Below are 21,334 nucleotides of genomic sequence, written 5' to 3'. Positions count from 1 at the left end.
CCTCAAACGTCGATGGCGACGATGCGGCGGATCAGCCAGATGCCGGTCCCTTCCAGCACGACGATCAGGGCCAGCGCCGCCCACCCGTACAACGTATGCCACAGCGCCGCCATCGCCTCGGGCTGCAGGCGTCCGAGCACGCCCATCAGGACGGGCGGCAAGGCGCCGACGATCCAGGCCTGCATGCGTCCCTGGGCGCACAGGGCGCGCACGCGATCCTGCAACTGCAGCCGGGCCGATACCGTCTGGGCAATGCCTTCCAGGGTCTCGGCCAGATTGCCGCCGGTGTGGGCCGCCACGCGCAAGGCCGCCGCAACCAGCGCCATCGACTCGAACGAGGCGCGGCGCGCCAGGCGCGCGAGCGCCGCGTCGAACGACACGCCCATGCGCTGCTCGCGCAACAGCAGCCCGAACTCCTGGGCCAACGGCGCCTCGCCATGCTCCACCAGCTGGCGCAACGCCGCGGCAATGCCGGCGCCGGCGCGCAAGGCGCACGCCATGGCCACCAATGCCCCCGGCAGCTGCCGCTCGAGCTGGCGCAGGCGGCGTCGCCGCGCGGCGCCCAGCAGCAGGTGCGGCAAGCGCAGCAAGGCCACGGCGGCCACCGCCGCCAGCCAGGCGCTACCCGAAAATACCCAGGCCGCCGCCGCGCCCGCGGCCGCCATCGCCAGCGCCGCCGCCCACAACTGCGCCGGGTCGACGAACAGGAATACTTCGCTCAAGTGCGCCCCGGCCTGTTGCGTGTACACGGCGCGATAGCGCCTTGCCGCGGGTCCCGACCAGGCCAGTACCCGCCAGGCCAGCCATGCCGCCGCCGCCATCGCCATGCCCATGGCCAGCCAGATCATGGCGCCGGCTCCGGCTGCCCCGTGAACGGGCCGCGCGCCCATGCGCCATCCGCCAGGACGGGCGCATCGCCCGCGATGAAGCCGTGCCGCGCATCGTAGCGAAACAGCTCCTGGGTCTGGATGCGGCCGCTTTCCATGCCGGCGATCTCGACGATCGCCGTCACGATGCGCCGCCCGTCGGCCATGCGCGCCTGCTGCACGATGATGTCGATGCTGGCTGCAATATGCTCGCGCACCACCGGCAGCGGCAGATCCAGCCCGGCCATCAGCGTCATGGCCTCCAGCCGCGCCAGGGCATCACGCGGCGTATTGGCATGCAGCGTCGTCAACGAGCCCTCGTGGCCGGTGTTCATGGCCGTCAGCATGTCGAAGGCCTCTGCGCCGCGGCACTCGCCCACCACGATGCGATCAGGCCGCATGCGCAAGGCGTTGCGCACCAGGTCGCGGATGTCGACGCGGCCCCGGCCCTCCGCATTGGCGGGACGGGCCTCCAGCGCCACCAGATGCGCATGGTCCAGCCGCAGCTCGGCGGCGTCTTCGATCGTCACGATGCGTTCGCCTTCGGGGATTGCGTTGGACAGGATGTTCAGCAAGGTGGTCTTGCCCGAGCCCGTGCCACCCGAGACGAGCAGGTTCTTGCGTGCGTGCACGCATTGCAGGAGAAACCGCGCCATAGGCTCGCTGAGCGAACCGGCCGCCAGCAAGTCGGCCATGCCGGGGCGCTGCCGTGGAAACTTGCGTATGGTCAGGCTCACGCCGCGGATGGCAATGGGCGCGATCACCGCATTGACGCGCGACCCGTCCGGCAAGCGGGCATCGACCATGGGGCTGCTGTCGTCGATGCGACGTCCCAGCGGCGCCACGATGCGCTCCACCACCCAGCGCACGGCCTGCTCGCTGCTGAATGCGGCCGCGTGCCGCTGCAAGCGCCCGGCGCGCTCGACATAGATCTCGTCGTGGCGGTTGACCATGATCTCACTGATGCCGCCATCGGCCAGCAAGGGCTCCAACGGCCCCAGCCCGACGGCTTCGTCGAGCACCGCGCGGCAAAGCTGCGCGCGATCGATGCCCTCGGGCAGCTCCCCATCCTGGCCCACCAGCTCGACCAGACGCTGCTCGGCCTGTGCACGTAGCATGCGGTCGCTCATGGCCGACACGTCCCGGCGCCGCAGGTCGAGCGCCTCCAGCAGCGCGGCATGCAAGCGGCGCCGGTGCGGCAGCAGGACGAGCGATTGCTGCAGGGCGGCGTCGAGATCCTCGCCACGCGAGGCGCCGCCCGCGGGCAAGGCGGCAGGCGCCGGCGAGGGCGCGCTACCGGCGCAGCATGCGCTGACGCGGATCAGGCACGGGCCGATCACGATCTCGTCGTCGGGCAGCACCGGCGCATGGGTGGCCACGCGCAGGCCATTGACGCTGGTACCGCCAAGCGTGCCCAGATCCTCCAGCACGACGGCGCCGTCCAGGCACGACAGGCGCGCATGCACTCTGCCCACTCGCCAGTTGGCGATGCGTAACGCGCATTGCGCGCCGCGCCCGATGGTCACCGGCGCGGCCAGCCGCATGCGTCGGCGAGCGCCATCCTCGAAATGCAGCGCCAGTTCGAGAACGTTCATGGGGCGCCCTCCTGTGCGTCGGCCGAAGGCGGCTGGCGCCATTGCGAACCCGCCCCCCCCGGACGGCTCCAGTCGGCGGACTGGTCGGCCGCCGCGCCCGTGCCCAGCCGCGGGGCTTCGGGAAATGCCTGATCCAGCTGCATCTGCCCCAGCAGCGCGCGGCGTTGCAAGAATGAATCCGAGGGAGAGACGATGGTGGGCGTCACGAAAATGGCCAGCTCGGTTTCGCGCAGGGCGGCACGGCGCGCGCCGAACAAGGCGCCGATCAAGGGCAGCTCGCTCAGCCACGGCAGGCCTTTTTCCTCGTGCGATCGTTCACGCGACAAGAAACCGCCCAACACCAGCGTCTGGCCGGAATGCACGTTGAACTCGGTTACCGCGCGGCGCTTGCGCAAGGCCGGCCCCGCGACCAGCGCCAGCGTGGGATCGACCGAACTCGCCTCGACTTCGATGCGGGCGTGCACGGCGCCATCGGCATCGATACGCGGCGTTATCTGCAAGGACACGCCATACGGTTTGAACAGGGTCGTGCCGTTGCCTTCCTTGTCGGTCGCCCGGTAGGGCAGCTCTCCGCCCGCCTGGAACGATGCGGTCGCGCCGCTGCGGGCCAGCAGTTGCGGCTGCGCCAGCAGTACGGCTTCGCCGCGCTGGGCCAGCGCCGACAACCGGGCCGACAGCAAGGCATTGACGCCCAGCAGCCCGCCTGCATGCCGCACTGCCGCAGCGCCCGCGAGCGGCCCGGACGGCGGCGCCAGCGCGGCCGAACCGCCATTCCAGACCGCGCCGGCGTGCACGCCGCCGGCGGCCGGCTCGTCCCAGCGCAAACCCAGTTCACGCAGGCTCTGGCGCGGCAGCTCCACCACCTGTACATCCAGCAGCACCATGCGATCCCAGCCGACCCGGCCGGTGAAGTCCAGCACCTCCGGGTAGCGCTGCGCCAGGGCGGCGATACGCGCGTGGTCGTCCTCGGAAAGCTGGCTGCCTTCGATGACGATATGCGCGCCCACCGCGCTGCTGCGCGCACGCGGTATGCGCGCCAGCAAGGCAGCCACTTCCTCGCGCAGGCGGCGCCGGCCCGCCGGCAGCACCTCCACGGCATAGGCCTGGCGTGCGCCCCGCCCTGACCAGATATGCACCGACGAGGTACCGGGCTGGCGCGCGAACAGCGCCACCTCGGCGCCATCGACCACGGTGGCGCTGAGCACCTGGCCGTTGCCGACCGCCACGCGGGTGACGCCAGCCGCCGCAAGTACCTGCGTCTCGCCCACCTCCATGCGCAGCACGGCCGGCTGGGCTGGCGACGCAGCCCGCCCGCCTGGCGTCCAGAGCATGCTTCCCCCGGCCAGCAACACCGCCATCCATGGCAGCCAGCCTCGCGCGTGCAACGGTAGCCGGGACCTCATGCTCATGGCATGACCGCTTCGGTATCGCCGGGCAACGCCCCGGCTGGCGCATCGAGCCGATCGCCGTAGAGCACTGGCACTGCCGCCCGGGGCGCGGCGTCGCGCGGCATGCCCAGCAGGGCCGGCAGATCGCCTGCCTCGCGGGCCGACGGCGCTGCGAAAGCCCGGGCCGGTGCGCCGGCGCGCCGCAGCACCGCGGTAAGCGTGCCCTCTTGCCGCGCGGCGACCAGGCGCGCCACCTCCCGGGCCGACGCCCGCAGGGTGATGGTGGACGCCCCCCCTTGGGCATCGGCGGGATCCAGCGCCAACACTTTGCTGCCCGCAAGCAACGGCATGGTGAGTTGCCGCTGCCGATGCGTGAACGAGACATACAGGTCGACAAGGTCGCCGGGACGCGCCGCCGCCGACAGGCCCGGCAACTCCTGCAGCGGCAAGGTAATGGCCCCCTGCCCGGCCTCGAGCTGTTCGGTAAGGGCGGGCGTCTGTTCCGGGTAGCTCAGCAAGGCTGCCTGCAAGGCCTCGCCCGCCTTCACAGGGGCGCGCAACACCGCGCCATCGAGCCGGGCCGCCTCGTCGGGCGGCAAGGCGCCAGCCGGCAGCCACGCCTGGGGCATGTCGCGGACCGCGACCAGTTCGTCGTGCAAAGGCGTGCCAGCCTCGAGATCGCGCGCAGCCACCAGGCTGGCAACCATGGGAACGCGCGCTTGCTGCTCGATGTCGTGGACACGCCGTTGTATGTGTTCGCGGGCCGCCCATGCCGCCAACGACCCGGCGACCAGCGCGAAGGCGTAACCGCCGAGCGCGCGCAAGCCTTGGCGCCATCGCGCCGCCCTCATGGCGCACCGCCGATATGCAGCAGCCGCATGCCGCATCCGTTGGCGTGCAATGCCGGCTGCAGCGACAGGCGCTCGCGCCCCTGCGGTCCGGCGCGCAGCCAGGTCTGCGGCGCGCCGCAGCGGCATGCCGGGCCAGCCGCGCCCTGCAGGCGCCAACCGGACGCGCGCAAGCGCGCTTCGCGTCGCACGGCCCACCGGGCCATCTCGGTCGGCCCGGCGGCACGCCAATGCCAGACCTGCTGCGCCACCGAGACTGGCCCGTCACGGGTAGCAACATCCAGGCGCAGGCGCGCATGCGGCGGCAGCAGCACGTCGGCCAACGGCTGTCGGCTCGGCAGGCCGCGCGGCCAGCACAGCCGCGCCGCAACGCCCTCGACCCCGCCGGATTGCGGCGCCAGGCTGATCGTATGGGTGCAGTCGCCTGCCCCGCCCGCCAGCACCGCCAGACCCGGCAGCACGGTGAGATCGCGCAGCTCGGCGTGACGCGTCGCGAAATGCGCGAGCAAGGCGTCGATGCCCTGCGGGGCGTGAAATACGCGTACCTCGGCCGGCACGCCGAACACCTGGATCTGCCCCGCCAACGCGGCCGCAACCACGCCGGGCGGCAGGTGCAGCCAGGCCGAGGCCGAGGCCGAGGCCGACGCGGCCAGATGGGCGGGCGTCAAGGTTGCCTCCGCAACACGGCGCCATCGGCCGATGCCATATCGGCCCAGGTCCGCAGCCAGTCCTGCCCGGCGTCGCGCAGGCCCCAGGCAGCCTCGACCGGACGCACGCGCCGCCGCGTGGCGGCGACGGCAGGAGCCGCCGCTCGGTGCGCAAGCTGCCAGCCGGCGACCGACCGCGCCAGCCTGTCGTTGCCCGCCCTGGCGTCCGAGGCGTGCCCGGGGCCGATGGCAAGCACCGTGACGCCCCTCAGGGCGGCGGTAATCGCGCCTTCGCGCAGCAGTCCGCCCGGCATGGCCGCGGGCTCGGCGGCTTGCGCATGCAGCAGGCGCGTATCGACCTGCAGCCAGTCGCGCGCCAGCAAGGCAGGCATGCCATCGGCAGCCGTGCGCCCGGCAAGGCCGGCTTGCCGCGCCAAGGTAGCGGTGCGCGGGGCAGACGGCGCCGCCGCGGCCGCCATGAACGCCGCGACCCGGCTGTGCTGTCCCAAGCGCAGCGCCTGGTGGCGCAACGTACCCAACCATGCCACGGCAGCCCAGGCCAACAGCAACATGGCCAGCAACGGCAAGGCCTCGGCCAGGGCCTGGCCCCGTTGCCTGCGCGAGAAGGCCGCGCCCCTCATGGCCGGCTTTCCGGCCCGCGGACCGTACGCCGCGCCGCCATGGGCAAAGCGGCGTCGGCCGCCGCGCGGCGCGCCTGCCAATAAGGCAGGAACAACACATCGGGGCGGCCACGCGCCACGCTCGTGCCCGGCGGCAACGAGAAATGGCTTTGCCCGGCGGCCCGCGCCGACAGGACGATGCCCTCCTCGCGCCGCTGCGTACGTATTTCGAAGCCCACGGCCGCCTCGGACGAGGACGCCGGCTCATACACGGCGGGCAACCCGCGCCCGCCCGGCGACAGACGGCGGGACGCGGCATACGACAACGCCAATGGATTGTGCCGGCCACCAAGCAGATTCCAGGACGTATGGCGATGTACCCAGCGCCAGAAGTCCTGTTGCGAGAAATCCTCGGGGGCACGCAGCACGTGCGGGCCGGCGCGCGTCGCGCCGGAGTCGGCCGCGAGGCCCCAGCCCATGGCGTACTCGCGAAAGTAGCAGCCTATCCAGCGATTGGAGCGCACGGCATGGAACGACAGCGTATCGCTTGCGCCCCAGCGGCCATCGCGGTCCAGCCAGGTGACGCCGCGCCGGCGCAGTTCATGGCGGCGCGTGGGGCAGCGCGGCGAAACGATCCAGTTTCCCTCGCGGGTGAAGTCGCGCGGCTGCAGAAAATCGAAGTAACCCGCCGCGCGCTGCGCCCACCCTCGCAGCCCGCGTGCGCTCGTGCCTGGGACGCGCCGCAAGTAACCCGGCCAATCATCGCGCAACACTTCGAGGGTGAGGCCGTCATCGCCTTGCGGATAGTGCGCGCGCAGGACTGCACGCATGGTCGCGTCGCGCGTGGCGCGCGCATCGCGCGCGAGCGTATCGGCAGCCTGCTGCAGAACGCGGTGCGCAAGCTCATCGTGCGCGGCATAGGCTTGCATGAGATCGCCGGCAAGCGCATCGTGCGCCGCGCCGTAGCCGCGTGCCGCGCGAGGCCCGAACAACAGCCCGATCAGGGCGACCGGCGGATTCTGTGCAGTGCGCCGCGCGGCCTGGGTCTGCGCGAATCGTGCCCAGGCAGCCAGGGATGCCAGATGCGCCAGCGCGACCTGGTGGCCGACCTGGGCGCGATGTATGTAGGCCAGCAGGTTCAGCGCGCGCGCCTGGACCACGGCCCCGCTGTAGGCGGCGGCATCCGTCGCCCGCAGCAACTGCGCCCGTGCGCCGGCGCGCTGACCCAGCCCGTACAGGGCCAGCCACGCCATGCCGGCCAGCGCCATGAGCGCCAGGCCCAGCGCCAATGCCTGGCCCGCCTGGCGCGTGACGGCCGCACGAGTCGGCCTCATTTGGCGCCCTGGGCATTGCCGGTAAACGACTTGAGCGAACGCGCCCGCGTCTGCGAGGCTGCACGGCCCGCCGCCGACTGCGCGGCGCGCGCCTGCGCGCTGCCATCCTCGCCTGCCAGTTCGCGCGCCATGGCCGCGGTCTGGGACCGCACCACCTGCCCGAACAACTGATACACGGCGATCGCGGCGACCGCCACCAGGGCAACCACGATGATGTATTCGGTCATGCCCTGACCAAGTTGACGCTGCTTGACCGACATAGGCCCTCCTGCTGTTCGACGAGGCCTCAGTGTGGCCGTGGCGGGGCCTGCCTACAATTCGTACATGCCGAGCCGGATCAATGTGTCATCGGGACTTGACTCGACGCGCGCCGGCGCCGGCCGTCCGTGGACGCCGCGGAAAAGAATGCCCCCACGCTGCGCCCGCTGCGCGGGCTTGCTGCCCCCCAAGGGGGCCTTTTTGCCTTGGGACGGCCCGGCGGCAAAAAAACGCCCCCACGCTGCGCCCGCTGCGCGGGCTTGCTGCCCCCCAAGGGGGCCTTTTTGCCTTGGGACGGCCCGGCGGCAAAAAAACGCCCCCACGCTGCGCCCGCTGCGCGGGCTTGCTGCCCCCCAAGGGGGCCTTTTTGCCTTGGGACGGCCCGGCGGCAAAAAAAACCCCCGGAGCAACCGGGGGCTTGCATCATGCCGGCGCGGGCCGGCTACTTCTCGGCAGCGTGGGTAATGGCACTGCCCGCATCGGACATGTCCTTGCCCATTCCTGCAACGGTGTTGCAGCCCTGCAGGACGAATCCAAACACCACGAAAGCCGTCAGCACTATCTTGCTGCGCATATGAGATCTCCGCCGTTACGCTCTGTTCAGGCGATGCGTACGCGCAGCTCGCCCAGGCCCTCGACGCCACCGACGATGACGTCTCCCTTGACCACCGCGCCCACGCCTTCCGGCGTGCCGGTGAAAATGATGTCGCCCGGTTGCAGCTCGAACAGGCCCGACAGATAGGCGATGCTTTCCGGGATGTTCCAGATCATCTGCGAAATGTCGCTGGATTGCTTGCGCTCGCCATTGACGTCCAGCCAGATGGCGCCTTTGTCCAGCGTGCCGACGGCACTGCGCGGATGGATGGGGCCGAGCGGCGCCGAGAGATCGAAAGCCTTGCCCACTTCCCAGGGACGGCCCTGCTTCTTGGCCTCGCCCTGCAGGTCGCGGCGCGTCATGTCCAGGCCCAGGGCGTAGCCCCATACGCATTCGTCGGCCTGCTCGACGGTCAGGTCGCGCCCGCCCTTGCCCAGCACGACGACCAGCTCCATTTCGTAGTGCAGGTTGGCCGTTTTGGGCGGGTACGGCATTTCGCCCGTGGCGCCATCGGCCACCGACAGGATGGCGTCGGCAGGCTTGCAGAAGAAGAACGGATCTTCGCGGCCGGTGAAGCCCATTTCCTTGGCATGCTCGGCGTAGTTGCGGCCCACGCAATAGACGCGGCGCACCGGGAAGCGGGCGTTGCCGCCTGCCACCGGCACGGCCGCCGGCGGCGAAGGGGGAAATACGTAATCCATGTGATTTGACCTCGTAGCACACAAGGCCGGACAACGCCGGCGAGAATATTCAATGCGCGAGTTTATACGCTTCGGGCCAGGCCGCGCGCGGCGCGCCCGGCGCATGACGCAAAACGGCGCGGATGCGAGCGGCTGCCTGCCGTCGCTTCCGCGCCGCCGGCCGCCCCAGGCGGCCAATCTATCTCAGGCCTGGCCCTTGGCGTAGCGCTCGGCGCTGCGCACGATTTCCTCGTGCGCGGCGTCCACGCCCTTCCAACCCTTGACCTTGACCCACTTGCCCTTTTCCAGATCCTTGTAGTGCTCGAAGAAATGCTGGATGCGGCTGACGTCTTCGGCCGGCAGGTCCTCGTACGACTTGATGTTGCGGTACGGGGGGTACAGCTTCTCGATGGGCACTGCCAGCAGCTTGGCATCGCCGCCGGACTCGTCGTCCATCTCCAGCACGCCAATGGCGCGGCAGCGCACCACGGCGCCAATCTGGATCGGGAACGGCGTGAGAACCAGCACGTCGGCGGGATCGCCATCTTCCGACAGCGTCTGCGGGATGTAGCCGTAGTTGCACGGATAGTGCATGGCCGTCAGCATGAAGCGGTCGACGAAAATCGCGCCGGACTCCTTGTCGACCTCGTACTTCACCGGGTCGGCGTTCATGGGGATTTCGATGATGACGTTGAAATCGTCCGGCAGCTTCTTGCCAGGAGCGACACGATCTAGACTCATGATTGACCTTGTCTTGATGAAAATGAAATCAGGCTTTGTCGCCGGACGCCGGGCCGGCGGATGATACGGCGCCGCCGGGCTTGGCCGGTTGCTCGTCGTCCCCGCCGGCGCGATAGCTCGAGACCGGCGCTTCGATGGCGGCCGCCGGAATGGGCGCGCTGTCGAAGTAGTCTTCGATATCGATGGCGGTGCGCGGCGGCACGCTGACGGGTTCGGGCGCGACGGCGGACGCGGGCTCGTGTTCGCCCGCTGCGCGCGCATCCGGATCGAGCACATAGTCGACAGCGCCCGGCTCGACCTCGGGCGGCGCGTCGGCGATGACGGGCGCGGTGTATTCCGACATATTGGGCACGTACTCGCGCTCGGCGTCCAGCCACGCGGGGTCGGCCTTGGTGTCGGCCGCCGGCAACGCGATGTCCGCCGCCAGCACCGGCAGCGCCACGCGCGCCGCGGTGGCCTGGCGCCAGTGGCGCGCCGCGTCGGCGGGCCGGTCCAGCCTGTCGTACAGGCTGCCCAGCAAGGCATGCGCCTGCGGATCGTTGCGCCGGCTGACGCTGCGTTGCAGATAGCGCTCTGCCTGCCCCCACAGCTGTCCGTTCAGGCACAGCAGGCCCAGCGCCGTCAGCAGGTCGGTATCGGCCGGACGCTGCTGCAGCCAGGTCTCGGCCTTGGCAAGGCGGTGCGGCACCTGGGCGGCATCGCAGCGCGCATAGGCGGCCACCAGCGCGGGGTTGAACTTGACCGCTACCGCGGCCTCGAGAATGCGCGCGGCCTCGCTGGCCTCGCCCGCGTCCTCGAAGGCGGCGGCGCCGGCCAGCGCGATGTTCGGCAACAGCCGCTCATCGCTCTTGAGGTCTTTCCAGATGGGGCGCCATTGGTCCACGGCCATGCCTGCGCGCAGGCGCGCGGCGCCCGCGCTGTCGATCAGCTGCTCGGCCTCGGCCTTGCCGATGGCATTGCGGCGCAACAGGCCGCGCGCCAGCATGAAGACGCGCTCGTGATGCTGCAAGGCCGTCTCGGCGCGCAGCAGCAGGCGCATGGTGTGCAGATGGCGCGCGCCGCCGTCCTGCAGCGGCTCCAGCAGGTCCAGCGCCTGCTGGGCGCGCCCCTGGTCCAGCAGCATGTCGGCCGATACCGTGGCGGTGGCTTCCTGCAGCCCGGCATCCTCGCCTGCCTGTTCGCGAGCGGATTCCAGCATGCGGTCCCGGCGCTCGTACTCGCCCAGGTTATGCGCCGCGCGCGCGCCCGACAGCGCCGCCAGGACGCGGCGGCTGCGCACCTTGGTCTGGTCGAACAGCTTCGACAGGTCTTTCTCGGCCTGCGCGAAACGCCCTTCCAGCAGGCCGATCCAGCCGCGTTCGAGCAGCTCGTGGTCGCGTTCCTGGGCACGGCGGCCGCGCCAGGCGCGCAAGCGATCGGGAATGGCCACCAGCCAGGCCAGCAGGCGCAGGCCGATGTACAGCGTGACGAAGGCGGCCACCAACAGCAATACCGTCAGCGTCAGCGACAACTCGATGCGCCACGGCCAGACCAGCAGCAAGACGTTGCCCGCGTGGGCGCGCAGCACGACGGCCAGCGCCACCGCGACAACGGCCAACAATAGAGTCCAGAACCAGGTACGCATGCGTCAGTCCTGTTGCCCGTCGGCGTTGAAGCCGGCCGCGCGCAGGGCCGCAATGCCGTTGAGGCTGTCGGCCACATCGGGGACGCGCACGGCGATCTCGACCTGTCCCAGTTCGCGGGCCAGCGCCAGCGCGGCGACGGTATCAGGCGCCTTGCCGTCGAAATACTGGGCCAGGGTCGCGGCCACCGCATCCAGTTCGCTCTTCCAGACGGCGGGCTGGCGCATCAGCATCGACAACTGCGCCGTGAGCAGGCGCTGGCGCAGCGTGGAACGCAGCTGGCCGGCCTGCTCGGGCGAAAGCAGCAGCGCCGTGGGCTGATCGACACGCTGCACGCGGATCAGGTCGCCCAGCTCATGGGCCAGCGCACTGCCGGCGCGGCCTGGCCAGGAGGCGATCTCGGCCTGCCAGCGGTGCCACCAGGCGGCGTCGGCCGGCAGGTCGGCGCCCGGATCGACGCTGGCCGGCACGGCCTCGTTCGCCTGGGGCACGGCGGTCACGCCAGGCGCGGCCGCGTCGGGCACCAGCAGCGGCGCCCGGCCCACCAGGGCCACCAGGCGATCGATGCGGGCCGATTGAGCCGCGATGTCGACCACGCCGACCGCGCGCAGGCGGTCCAGGTCGCCGTTGATGCTTTGCTGCAGGCTGGCAAAGCGCGGCCGGTCGGCGCGCGCCAGGCGAGCCTGGGCCGTTTCCAGGGCCACGATGGCATTGCTGACATTGCCGGCCAGGCGCAGTTGCTGGCTGGCGATGGTGATCAGGCGCTCGATGTCGTTGGCCAGCATTTCGTCGCTGGCGCCGTCGTTGAGGTTCTGCAGCGCCTGCTGCAGCGCGCTGTACTGGCTTTGCGCTTCGCGCACCTTGCCTTCGAGCTCGGCCACCTTGCCGGACTGCGCCTGCGCCAGCGCCAGCGCCTCGCGCATGTCGTTGCGCGACTGCGTCAGCTCGGCGCCCAGCGTATTGAGACGGGCGGCCACTTCCTGGCCGGCGCTGACGAATTGCTTGCGCTGCAGCCACGCGGCCCACCCCAGGCCGACGGCCAGCAGGATGACGATGATAAGCGCGGTAACGAGCGTACTGTTTACGCCCTTGCCCTTGCGCGACTGGCTCGCGACGGCCTCGTCGGCGGCGGCCGTGCCCGGCGTACCCGGTACGGTGCCGGGCGGAGTAGCGGAGGTGTTGTCTGTCATGACGCGATTGTATTCGGTGATGGCATGTAACGACGATTCAAGCCGCAACAAAAGTCGCGAAGATCGCCTCATCGGCAGGCATGCAGTTTTTTACCATTGGCGCATCGGCCCCGCCACCGGCCAGCGCCCGCAGCCGCTCGGCCAGCACGGGGTGCGTGACGACGAAACGGCCTTGCAGCCACCAGTCCAGCAATTGCTCCTCGCGCAGGCCCTGAACCAGCGCGTCGATGCCCTCGCCGCTGGTGAGCAGCCAGGTCGGGCGCTCGCCCGCCCGGGCCCAGTCGCGCAGGCGCTGGCGCCCCTCCTGCGCCCAGGGCGCGGGCCGCCGGCGGTAGACGGCGTGGCGGCTGACCTCCACGCCAGCCGCGGCCAGGCGATCGGCCAGCCAGTCGCGCCCTTGGGTGCCGCGCACCAGCAGCGCGCGGCGCGGCAATGCCGGGCGCGCCCGCAACAAGGCCCACAAGGCTTCCGAATCGTGGGTGGGCGCGGTTTCCGCAGGGTGCAAAACTGTTGTATCGGCGCCAAACTGGCCCGAATCCAGCAGGGCGCGGGCACTGGCCGGGCCCACGGTGGCGGCGACCGCGCCTGCCGGCCATGGCAATTGCCCCCGCTCCCCCAGCTGCTCCAGGTACAGGCGCGCCGCGTTGCCGCTGACAAACACCACCAGGTCGTAGTCGCGCGGCAGCGGCACCGCGCCGTTTTCGGGCGGCAACGGCTCGATGCGCAAGGCCGGCAGGCAAAGGGTCTGCCAGCCGGCCTCGTGCAGGCGTTGCGCAAGCGCGCCATTGCGGCCTTGCGGCCGTGTCAGGATGGCAATCTGCGACATAGGCAAGCCCCCGCGAGGGCCCGACCGCCCTGTCAAGGCGCGGGCGAGGTTGGCAGCAATTCGGCCAGTATTGCGTCGGCGCCGTCGGCCAGCAAGTCGCGCGCGGCCGACTCGCCGATGGCCTGGGCCTGGTCGCGCGGACCGCGGCGCTCGGCCCGCACGATGCGGCGGCCGTCGGGCGCGGCGACCAGCGCGCGCAAGGCGAGCTCATCGCCATCGATACGGGCATAGGCCGCCAGCGGCACCTGGCACGATCCGCCCAGCATGCGCGAGACCGCGCGCTCGGCGGTCACGCAGGCCAGGGTGGCGGCGTCGCCCAGCGGCGCCAGCATGGCGCGCACATCGGCGCGGCCCTGCAGGATCTCGATGCCCAGCGCGCCCTGCCCGGCCGCGGGCAGGCTGTCGGCCGGTTCCAGCAGCGCACGGATGCGGGCGGCCAGGCCCAGGCGCTCCAGGCCCGCCGCGGCCAGCACGATGGCGGCGTAATCGCCGTTGTCCAGCTTGCCCAGGCGCGTATCGAGATTGCCCCGCAGCGGCTTGACAACCAGGTGCGGATAGCGGGCGCGGATCTGCGACTCGCGCCGCAGGCTGGACGTGCCGACCGCCGCCCCGGGCGGCAGGTCGGCCAGGCTGCCGTAATCGTTGGAGACGAACGCATCGCGCGGATCGGCGCGCTCGAGCACGCAGCTCAGCTCGAACGGCGCGTGCAGGTCCACCGGCACGTCCTTGAGCGAATGCACCGCGAGATCGGCGCGGCCGTCGAGCAAGGCGGTTTCGAGTTCCTTGACGAACAAGCCCTTGCCGCCCACCTTGGACAGGGTGCGGTCCAGGATCTGGTCGCCGCGCGTGGTCAGCGTCAGCAACTCGACGCTGCACGCCGGGTAGCGCGCGCGCAGCAGATCGCGCACATGCTCGGCTTGCCACAAGGCAAGCCGGCTGGCGCGCGTGGCGATGGTCAGGCGTTCTACAGCGGCCACGTCAGGGCGTCAGAGAAAGCTGGAGACGATGACCGAAGCCACCACCCCCAGGATGGCCAGCACGAACAGGCCTTGCAGCAGGCTCAGGCCCGATTCGTTTTGCTGGGGGTTGGAAGTCTTACGCAGACTCATTGACGGATTCCTTGGAAGCGGTTTTACGGCTTGCCAGCCACCGCCCGAGGAGAACGACGAGCAGCGCACCGGCAATTTCAACGCCGATTTTAACCGCGCTGGGCTGTTCGCCGAATTGACGCACGACAAACACGTCGGTAATCAGCATGCCGCCGGCGATCCAGCCCAGCAGCGCCGCGCCGAAGGTGACGACCATCGGGAAGCGGTCGATCAGCTTGAGCACCAGCGTGCTGCCCCAGATGATGATGGGCACGCTGACCACCAGGCCGAAGACCACCAGGCCGATCTGGTGGTCGGCATGGGCGTTCTGCGCCGCGCCGGCAATGGCGATGACGTTGTCCAGGCTCATCACGAAGTCGGCGATGATGATGGTCTTGACCGCGGCGACGATGGACGTGCCGCCCTTGATGCTGTCATGCCCTTCGTCCTCGGGCACCAGCAGCTTGACGCCGATCCAGACCAGCAACAGGCCGCCCACGACCTTCAGGAACGGGATGTTCAGCAGCGTGAGGGCGAAGGCAATCAGCACCACGCGCAGGATGATGGCGCCGGCCGTCCCCCACAGGATGCCTTGCATGCGCTGCTTGGGCGCGAGATTTCGACACGCCAGCGCGATCACGACCGCGTTGTCGCCACCCAGCAGGATGTCGATGAGGATGATCTGGAAGACTGCCGCCCAACTCAGCGTCTGGAAAAACTCAAGCACTTGGAACCCCCAACAGGCGTTATTTGTAAAAACCGGAGAAATACCGGGAAGACCGCCGTCAGCCTCGCCGTGGCAAAACGCGGCCAAAAGAAAACGGGCTGGTCAGCCCCGCCTGAAGGCGGGGCCCGAACAGCCCGCTATTGTAGTTCAGCTTTGCGTCAGGCCCGTTGCCTGGCCTGGAAAATTTTGCCCAGCGCCAGCACCAGGATTGCACCAATTGCGCCTACCATCAGCGCGAAATCGTGTTGCGTGACACCCAGCATGGTGTCGATCCGCGCCACCGATTCTTCCAGTGCAGGATCGCCCACCAGCAGTTCGCCGGCGATGAAACCCAGCAGCGCCGCCCCCACCCAGACGATGATGGGAAAACGCTCGATCACCTTGAGCAACAGTGCGCTACCGAATATGACCAGCGGGATGCTGATGGCCAGGCCCAGCACCAGCAGCGTGGTGTCGCCCATGGCCGCGGCGGCGACAGCCACCACGTTGTCCAGGCTCATGACCAGGTCGGCGATCATGATGGTCCGGATCGCGACAAGCAGCGAGCCATGGCCCTTTTCCGCGCCATCGTCCTCGCCCTCGGGCAGCAGCAGCGACACGCCGATATAGACCAGCAGCGCGGCCCCGATCAGCTTCAGCCAGGGCAGCAGCAGCAACTTGGCGGCCACCAGCGTCAGCACGATACGCATCACGATTGCCGCGGCCGACCCGACCACGATGGCCTTCTTCTGCTGATCCGGGGGTAGCGAGCGCGCGGCCAGCGCGATCACCACGGCGTTGTCTCCCGATAGCAGTATGTTTACCCAAATAATCTGGAGCAAGGCGATCCAGAACGCCGCAGAACTAAGTTCCATTCCTCTCTTTCCTAGTGATGATCCCCTAGGATTGAACAAACACAAGACACGCGTGGCCGCCTTCGACCAGGCGAGCCCTGGCGGCATTCTTGGTGCGTGGGTGGACAGGCAAATCGAAAAGCCCCTCGCTTTTGATTATAGGTTCGCGCGAATTCCTCTCTTTTCAATTCACTTTCAATATTCTTTCAATCCGCTTTCAGCCGGCCGCGGCATGCGAAAAAAAAACGGCCCGCGATCGCGGGCCGTCCTGGGACAGGCGGGCTGTCCGGCGCGTGATTACAGCACGGACTTGAGCAGCTTGCCCATTTCCGACGGGTTGCGCGTGGTACGGATACCGCACGCTTCCATCACTTCCAGCTTGGCATCGGCCGTGTCGGCGCCGCCCGAGATCAGGGCGCCAGCATGGCCCATGCGCTTGCCGGCCGGCGCGGTGACACCGGCGATGAAGCCGACCACGGGCTTCTTCATGTTGTCCTTGGCCCACTGCGCGGCATTGACTTCGTCCGGACCGCCGATCTCGCCGATCATGATGACGGCGTCGGTGTCGGGATCGTCATTGAACAGCTTGAGCACGTCGACGTGCTTCAGGCCGTTGATGGGATCGCCGCCGATGCCCACGGCGCTGGACTGGCCCAGGCCGAGCTCGGTGACTTGCGCCACGGCTTCGTAGGTCAGCGTGCCGGAGCGGCTGACGATGCCGATGCGGCCCTTGCGGTGGATGTGGCCGGGCATGATCCCGATCTTGATTTCGTCGGGCGTGATCAGGCCGGGGCAGTTCGGGCCCAGCAGCAGCGTCTTGCTGTTCATGGCCTGCATGCGGTTCTTCACTTCCAGCATGTCGCGCACGGGAATGCCTTCGGTAATGCAGATCACCAGGTCCAGTTCGGCCTCGACGGCCTCCCAGATCGCGGCCGCGGCGCCCGCCGGCGGCACGTAGATCACCGACACGGTAGCGCCGGTATCCGCCTTGGCGTCCTTGACGTTGGCGTAGATGGGCACGCCTTCGAAATCCTCACCGGCCTTCTTGGGGTTCACGCCGGCCACGAAGGCGGCCTTGCCGTTGGCGTACTCGCGGCACATGCGGGTATGGAACTGACCCGTCTTGCCCGTGATGCCCTGGGTGATGACTTTGGTGTCCTTGTTGATCAGAATCGACATTTGTGAATCCTTGGCAATTTTATTTGACGGCGGCAACGACTTTGGTGGCCGCTTCGGCCATCGTGTCGGCGCTGATGATCGGCAGGCCCGATTCGGCCAGCATTTTCTTGCCGAGCTCTTCGTTGGTGCCCTTCATGCGCACGACCAGCGGCACATTCAGGTTGACCGCCTTGCACGCCGTGATCACGCCTTCGGCGATCACGTCGCAGCGCATGATGCCGCCGAAGATGTTGACCAGAATCGCCTTCACGCTCTTGTTCTTGAGCATGATCTTGAATGCTTCGGTGACCTTCTCGGCCGTGGCGCCACCGCCGACGTCCAGGAAGTTGGCCGGCTCGCCGCCGAACAGCTTGATGGTATCCATGGTGGCCATGGCCAGGCCGGCGCCGTTGACCAGGCAGCCGATGTTGCCGTCGAGCTGGATATAGGCCAGGTCGAACTTGCTGGCTTCGATTTCGGCCGGGTCTTCCTCGTCCAGATCGCGGTAGGCCACGATCTCGGGGTGGCGGAACAGCGCGTTCGAATCGAAGTTGAACTTGGCGTCCAGCGCGATGATGTCGCCGCTGCCGGTCAGGATCAGGGGGTTGATTTCAGCCAGCGAGGCGTCGGTGTCCCAGTACGCCTTGTACAGCTTCTGGAATTCGGCGGCAGCCTTGCCCACGGAGGCTTCGGGCACGCCGATGCCGCGCGCCAGTTCGGCGGCCTCGGCGTCGGTCAGGCCGGCGGCCGGATCAACGAAGACCTTCAGGATCTTCTCCGGGCTGTGCGCGGCCACTTCCTCGATGTCCATGCCGCCTTCGCTGGAAGCCATGACGCACACGCGCTGCGTGCCACGGTCGGTCACGATGCCAACGTAGTATTCCTTCTTGATGTCCGCGCCCTCTTCGATCAGCAGGCGGCGCACTTTCTGGCCTTGCGGGCCGGTCTGGTGCGTGACCAGCTGCATGCCGAGGATCTCCGACGACAGCTGGCGCACTTCGTCGATCGAACGCCCCAGTTTGACGCCACCGCCCTTGCCACGGCCACCCGCGTGGATCTGCGCCTTGACGACCCAGACCGGCCCACCCAGCTTTTCAGCGGCAGCCACGGCCTCGTCTACGGAAAAAACGGGGATCCCGCGCGGCACGGTCACGCCAAACTGCTTCAGCAGTTCCTTGCCTTGATACTCGTGGATTTTCATGTGATACCTGTCAGGACGTATGAGAGAGAGAGGGTGAATCGGAAGACGTATCGGCCGACGACCCGGCGTTGGCGCCCGTATACCATTTGGGGTAGTGCTCCTGCACGACCGGACCGTCGGTGCGCAAGGCATGGCAACCGCCAAGCTGGAACGGGCGCTTGTCTGGGTTGCTGTTCTGACGGCGCCGGCCGGCCATGGACTGGACGGCGGCTGTCGGCAGCACCTGCGAAAGCTCGGTCATGTGCGTACAGCCCGCGACATGACCGAAGCGCTCCTTGACCTGGCGACGAAACCCCTTGAGCAGGTTCATGCCGACCAGGTCGCGATAGGCTTGTTCGATGTTCGTGCACACGCCGTCGTACGGGGCGGCATCATAGACGGCCTGTGCCGCAATGATGGTATACGCCTCGTCGATCGTAATGCGCAAGTGCATGTGATGGATGAATTCGCCGGCCTTGAAAAGCTGGCCGTCGCGCTTGGGAAAATCGTAACCCTTGTAATCGATCAGCTCGGCTTCGAGATCCCACAGGCCATCCTCGCGCCCATAAGACTGCACGCGTATCGAACGCGTGTGCAGGGGCTGGCGAGGGGTATCCGGCGGTGGCAAGGGCATGGTCGAACCTGCTGGGCGCGATTTTGACGCAAGGCAGCAAATCCTGGGGAGTATAACGCAGCCGATTGCCGGCGACGCGGCCCGGGCCGACCCTCCCCCGGAGCACGCGCCGCACAAATTTCAGGCGCGGCGCCGGGGGCCCGCCCCGGCCGGGACAGCCTCCCCCCGCGCCGCCGCAAGGGGACGGATACGGATTACCCGCCGTCAGGCGGCGCGCAGCGTGCGGGCCGCCTGCACCATGCCGATCAGGGCGGCTTCGGTTTCGGGCCAGGCGCGCGTCTTCAGGCCGCAGTCCGGATTGACCCACAGGCGCTCCTTGGGCAGGCGCGCGGCAGCCTTGCGCATCAGTTCCACCATCCAGTCCACCTCCGGCACGTTGGGGGAATGGATGTCATACACGCCAGGCCCGATGTCATTGGGATAGTGGAAATCCTCGAACGCCTTGAGCAGCTCCATGTTGGAACGCGATGTCTCGATAGTGATCACATCGGCGTCCATGGCCGCGATCGACTCGATGATGTCGTTGAACTCGGAGTAGCACATATGGGTATGGATCTGCGTCGCCTCGCCCACGCCGGCGGTCGACAGACGGAAGCAGTCGACCGCCCAGTCCAGATAGGCGCGCCAGTCGGCCCGGCGCAGCGGCAGCCCTTCGCGGATGGCCGGCTCGTCGATCTGGATCACGCGGATTCCGGCAGCCTCCAGGTCCACCACTTCGTCGCGCAGGGCCAGCGCCAATTGGCGGCAAGTGGCTTCGCGCGGCTGGTCGTCGCGCACGAACGACCACTGCAGGATCGTCACCGGCCCGGTCAGCATGCCCTTGACCGGCTTGTCGGTCAGCGATTGGGCGTAGGCGGACCAGCCCACCGTCATGGGCGCGGGCCGGGCGACGTCGCCGAAAATGATGGGCGGCTTGACGCAGCGCGAGCCGTAGCTCTGCACCCAGCCGTTCTTGGTGAAGGCAAATCCGGCCAGCAACTCGCCGAAGTACTCGACCATGTCGTTGCGCTCGGGTTCGCCATGCACCAGCACGTCCAGGCCCACCTTCTCCTGGAAGCGGATGACTTCCTCGATTTCCTTGCGAATGGCGTTCTCGTACGCCGAATCGGTCAGCGTGCCGGACTTCCAGTCGCGCCGCAGGGCACGGATTTCTGCGGTCTGCGGAAAGGAACCGATCGTGGTGGTGGGAAAGGCCGGCAGCCGCAACTCGCTTTGCTGGCGCGCGATCCGCTGGCCGAACGGCGCGCGTTCGCGCGACACCCCGGCCTGCCCGGCCATGCGTTGCGCCACGGCCGGATTGTGGATGCGAGGCGATTGGCGACGCGCCTGCAGGGCGGCACGCTGGGCGGCCAGCCCTTGCTGCACCGCCGGGTCGGCATCGCCGCCCAGCGCCTTGCCCAGCAGGCACAGCTCGTCCAGCTTCTGGACGGCGAACGACAGCCAGCCGAGCAACTCGGCGTCAAGCTCGGTTTCTCCGGCAAGGTCCACCGGTACGTGCAGCAGCGAGCATGACGGCGCCAGCCACAGGCGTTCCTGCAATTGCTCGCGCACCGGCGCCAGCATCGCGAGCGCCGCATCGAGGTCGGTGCGCCAGATGTTGCGGCCGTTGATCACGCCTGCCGACAGCACCTGGCCGGGGCGCAGCCCGCTTGCCACGTCGCTCAGCTGGTCGGGCGCGCGCACCAGGTCCACGTGCAAGCCGGCCACCGGCAGGGCCAGGGCGGTGGCCAGATTGTCCTTCAGGCCATCGAAATAGGTGGCCAGCAACAGCTTGACCGGGCTGGCCGCCAGCTTGGCGTAGACAGCCTGATAGGCATCCCGCCAGGCCTGCGGCAAGTCCAGCACCAGCGCCGGCTCGTCGATCTGCACCCATTCGACGCCCAGCCCCGCCAGGCGCTCGAGCACTTCGCCATAGACCGGCAGCAAGGCGTCGAGCAACTGCAGCTTGCCGATGTCGCCGGCCCCCTGGGCAAAGGCATCGCCCTTGCCCAGCCACAGCCACGTCAGCGGCCCCGGGATGACCGGCTTGACGCGGTGCCCCAGGGCCTGGGCCTCCTTGACCTGCTCGAACAGGTCTTCGCGGGCGACGCGGAAGGTCTGTCCGGGCGTCAGTTCCGGGACGATGTAGTGGTAGTTGGTATCGAACCACTTGGTCATTTCGCAGGCAGCGGCCGGCTTGCCGCTGGGCGCGCGGCCACGGCCCATGCGAAACAGGGTGTCCAGGTCCACCGGCTTGCCTTCGGGATGGCCAAAGCGGGCCGGCACGGCGCCAAGCAGCGTGGTCCACTCCAGGATGTGGTCATACCATGCAAAATCGCCCACCGGCACGAACGCCACGCCGGCGTCGGCCTGGCGCTGCCAATGGGCCGCGCGCAAGGCACGGCCGGTCTCATGCAGCGCCTCGGCGGTCTGGCGGCCCGCCCAATAGGCTTCGACGGCGCGCTTGAGTTCGCGCTGGGCGCCGATGCGCGGAAAACCCAGATTATGAATAATAGTCATGACAA

The 21,334-nt window shown here is 68.7% G+C and carries 22 protein-coding genes; all 22 read right to left on the bottom strand.

Annotated elements, in window-relative coordinates:
* Positions 1-2: 2 nt before the first annotated feature.
* The 22 genes from EL288_RS08855 to metE all read right to left on the bottom strand — a co-directional run bounded on the left by EL288_RS08855 (position 3) and on the right by metE (position 21,329).
* A complete protein-coding gene (locus EL288_RS08855; RefSeq protein ID WP_003812713.1) occupies positions 3-848 on the bottom strand; it encodes a type II secretion system F family protein in 846 nt (281 codons plus the stop codon).
* Complete coding sequence (locus EL288_RS08850; protein ID WP_010928271.1) at positions 845-2,461, bottom strand: ATPase, T2SS/T4P/T4SS family; 1,617 nt, start codon at positions 2,459-2,461, stop codon at positions 845-847. The genes EL288_RS08855 and EL288_RS08850 overlap by 4 nt, the downstream gene beginning before the upstream one ends.
* Positions 2,458-3,870, bottom strand: a complete 1,413-nt coding sequence (locus tag EL288_RS08845) for a type II and III secretion system protein family protein (RefSeq protein WP_033458866.1) — start codon at positions 3,868-3,870, stop codon at positions 2,458-2,460. Before EL288_RS08845 ends, EL288_RS08850 begins: the two co-directional genes overlap by 4 nt.
* Positions 3,867-4,700 carry a Flp pilus assembly protein CpaB gene (cpaB, locus tag EL288_RS08840; RefSeq protein ID WP_003812719.1) on the bottom strand — a complete coding sequence of 278 codons (834 nt, stop codon included), beginning with the start codon at positions 4,698-4,700 and terminating at the stop codon, positions 3,867-3,869. The genes EL288_RS08845 and cpaB overlap by 4 nt, the downstream gene beginning before the upstream one ends.
* Positions 4,697-5,365: a hypothetical protein gene (locus tag EL288_RS08835; protein ID WP_033458868.1), complete on the bottom strand. Its 669-nt coding sequence runs from the start codon at positions 5,363-5,365 to the stop codon at positions 4,697-4,699. Before EL288_RS08835 ends, cpaB begins: the two co-directional genes overlap by 4 nt.
* Entirely contained in the window at positions 5,362-5,985 is a 624-nt protein-coding gene (locus tag EL288_RS08830; protein ID WP_003812722.1) for a hypothetical protein, read from the bottom strand. Before EL288_RS08830 ends, EL288_RS08835 begins: the two co-directional genes overlap by 4 nt.
* Entirely contained in the window at positions 5,982-7,298 is a 1,317-nt protein-coding gene (locus EL288_RS08825; protein ID WP_003812725.1) for a hypothetical protein, read from the bottom strand. Before EL288_RS08825 ends, EL288_RS08830 begins: the two co-directional genes overlap by 4 nt.
* Positions 7,295-7,558, bottom strand: coding sequence for a membrane protein (locus EL288_RS08820; protein WP_003812728.1), 264 nt, complete (start codon positions 7,556-7,558; stop codon positions 7,295-7,297). The genes EL288_RS08825 and EL288_RS08820 overlap by 4 nt, the downstream gene beginning before the upstream one ends.
* Positions 7,559-7,998: 440 nt before the next feature.
* Positions 7,999-8,130, bottom strand: a complete 132-nt coding sequence (locus EL288_RS08815) for an entericidin A/B family lipoprotein (RefSeq protein WP_003812730.1) — start codon at positions 8,128-8,130, stop codon at positions 7,999-8,001.
* Positions 8,131-8,156: 26 nt separating this feature from the next.
* Positions 8,157-8,852, bottom strand: a complete 696-nt coding sequence (locus EL288_RS08810; RefSeq protein ID WP_003812732.1) for a fumarylacetoacetate hydrolase family protein — start codon at positions 8,850-8,852, stop codon at positions 8,157-8,159.
* 183 nt (positions 8,853-9,035) lie between these two features.
* A complete protein-coding gene (gene ppa, locus EL288_RS08805) occupies positions 9,036-9,572 on the bottom strand; it encodes an inorganic diphosphatase (RefSeq protein WP_003812734.1) in 537 nt (178 codons plus the stop codon).
* 28 nt (positions 9,573-9,600) lie between these two features.
* Positions 9,601-11,196 (bottom strand): heme biosynthesis HemY N-terminal domain-containing protein, encoded by a 1,596-nt coding sequence (locus EL288_RS08800; protein ID WP_010926375.1) that lies wholly within the window; start codon positions 11,194-11,196, stop codon positions 9,601-9,603.
* 3 nt (positions 11,197-11,199) lie between these two features.
* Positions 11,200-12,384 (bottom strand): uroporphyrinogen-III C-methyltransferase, encoded by a 1,185-nt coding sequence (locus EL288_RS08795; RefSeq protein WP_050486103.1) that lies wholly within the window; start codon positions 12,382-12,384, stop codon positions 11,200-11,202.
* Positions 12,385-12,421: 37 nt separating this feature from the next.
* Entirely contained in the window at positions 12,422-13,210 is a 789-nt protein-coding gene (locus EL288_RS08790) for a uroporphyrinogen-III synthase (RefSeq protein ID WP_033446517.1), read from the bottom strand.
* Between the two features lie 32 nt (positions 13,211-13,242).
* The gene (gene hemC / locus EL288_RS08785) at positions 13,243-14,187 is read right to left on the bottom strand and encodes a hydroxymethylbilane synthase (protein ID WP_003812742.1); all 945 of its coding nucleotides are present in this window, start codon (positions 14,185-14,187) and stop codon (positions 13,243-13,245) included.
* Between the two features lie 9 nt (positions 14,188-14,196).
* Positions 14,197-14,319, bottom strand: coding sequence for a hypothetical protein (locus tag EL288_RS24525; protein WP_019247280.1), 123 nt, complete (start codon positions 14,317-14,319; stop codon positions 14,197-14,199).
* Positions 14,306-15,025: a TerC family protein gene (locus EL288_RS08780; protein ID WP_010930986.1), complete on the bottom strand. Its 720-nt coding sequence runs from the start codon at positions 15,023-15,025 to the stop codon at positions 14,306-14,308. Before EL288_RS08780 ends, EL288_RS24525 begins: the two co-directional genes overlap by 14 nt.
* A gap of 158 nt (positions 15,026-15,183) precedes the next feature.
* Positions 15,184-15,879, bottom strand: coding sequence for a TerC family protein (locus tag EL288_RS08775; RefSeq protein WP_003812745.1), 696 nt, complete (start codon positions 15,877-15,879; stop codon positions 15,184-15,186).
* Between the two features lie 276 nt (positions 15,880-16,155).
* Positions 16,156-17,037 carry a succinate--CoA ligase subunit alpha gene (sucD, locus tag EL288_RS08770; RefSeq protein WP_003812748.1) on the bottom strand — a complete coding sequence of 294 codons (882 nt, stop codon included), beginning with the start codon at positions 17,035-17,037 and terminating at the stop codon, positions 16,156-16,158.
* 19 nt (positions 17,038-17,056) lie between these two features.
* Positions 17,057-18,217: an ADP-forming succinate--CoA ligase subunit beta gene (gene sucC / locus EL288_RS08765; RefSeq protein WP_126621910.1), complete on the bottom strand. Its 1,161-nt coding sequence runs from the start codon at positions 18,215-18,217 to the stop codon at positions 17,057-17,059.
* A 10-nt stretch (positions 18,218-18,227) separates the two neighbouring features.
* Complete coding sequence (locus EL288_RS08760; protein ID WP_003812751.1) at positions 18,228-18,830, bottom strand: DUF2889 domain-containing protein; 603 nt, start codon at positions 18,828-18,830, stop codon at positions 18,228-18,230.
* Positions 18,831-19,034: 204 nt separating this feature from the next.
* Positions 19,035-21,329: a 5-methyltetrahydropteroyltriglutamate--homocysteine S-methyltransferase gene (gene metE / locus EL288_RS08755; RefSeq protein ID WP_033458872.1), complete on the bottom strand. Its 2,295-nt coding sequence runs from the start codon at positions 21,327-21,329 to the stop codon at positions 19,035-19,037.
* Between the last annotated feature and the right edge of the window lie 5 nt (positions 21,330-21,334).

This window comes from Bordetella bronchiseptica (assembly GCF_900636925.1).
GTDB classification, from domain to species: Bacteria; Pseudomonadota; Gammaproteobacteria; order Burkholderiales; family Burkholderiaceae_B; genus Bordetella; species Bordetella pertussis.
The sequence above is the reverse complement of the archived record's forward strand: the minus strand, read 5'-3'. Positions and strand labels throughout refer to the sequence as shown.